Source organism: Oleiphilus sp. HI0066, assembly GCF_001635725.1.
The window spans coordinates 1-813 of the sequence record NZ_LWFH01001469.1; the positions used below are offsets into that span (position 1 = coordinate 1).

General features: G+C 45.0%; 3 protein-coding genes. All 3 read left to right on the plus strand.

What is annotated here, in order from left to right; genetic code table 11:
• The coding region (locus A3738_RS32360; protein WP_197473969.1) for a hypothetical protein at positions 1-199 on the plus strand (199 nt) is incomplete at its 5' end.
• Positions 200-252: 53 nt separating this feature from the next.
• Positions 253-690: a type II toxin-antitoxin system RatA family toxin gene (locus A3738_RS22770; RefSeq protein ID WP_068477983.1), complete on the plus strand. Its 438-nt coding sequence runs from the start codon at positions 253-255 to the stop codon at positions 688-690.
• Positions 680-813 (plus strand): RnfH family protein (locus A3738_RS32720; protein ID WP_197473970.1); only part of this gene is annotated, 134 nt, incomplete at its 3' end. The genes A3738_RS22770 and A3738_RS32720, both read left to right, overlap by 11 nt.

Consider the following 813-nt stretch of genomic DNA (forward strand, 5'->3'; position numbering starts at 1 on the left):
GCGCAACGCCAGCTTCAAATTTTTCTTGAATATGAAAGTCGTGCTTGGCGCGTTTATTCAACGCGATGGTATTGCTTTGTTGCTTTGGTTTTTTCTTGCCGGCCATGAAATTACTGCTGGAGTGTCTGTGAAAAACGGGAAGTATATTACAAGTTCTGGTCTTGCTACAGAATTTATCGCGCATTCGCAGAAGCGCTAGAGTGCAGATGAGAAGGCGGTTACAATACGCGCCAATTAATTGGGCTGGGTTTTATGTCTTTAAAAATAAATCGCTCCGCGCTGGTCATGTTTTCTGCTCAGCAAATGTATGACCTTGTAAATGATGTGGCTTCTTATCCTTCTTTTTTGCCGTGGTGTTCGGGTGCGACTGTTCTTGAAGCGGACTTTACACAGATGCGTGCAAGTTTGGATGTGAGTAAGGGTGGGATGAGGCAATCTTTTACTACGCGGAATGAGCTCGTTGCGCATGAAAAAATATCGATGCGTTTAGAAGATGGCCCATTTAAAAAGCTCAAAGGTGATTGGCATTTTACAGCGTTGCGTGAAGATGCCTGTAAGGTTGAATTAGATCTAGAGTTCGAGTTGAAGCAGGGCGTAGCTAAACTGGCGTTTGGTCCTGTGTTTAATCAAGCCGCAAACACGATGGTTGATGCGTTCTGTGAACGCGCAAAGGTGGTATATGGAAAGTAAGCTTCGCATTGAGGTGGCATATGCGCGCCCCGATCTTCAGAAAATAGTTGAGTTGGAAGTGGATGCGGGTACGACTGTGTTTGATGCCGCAACACATTCTGGTTTAGAGAAGTTTTTCCCTGA

What these genes read in the sequence shown, in the direction of transcription:
- A3738_RS22770 (WP_068477983.1), top strand. Translation starts at nt 253, where the DNA reads ATGTCTTTAAAAATAAATCGCTCCGCGCTGGTCATGTTTTCTGCTCAG.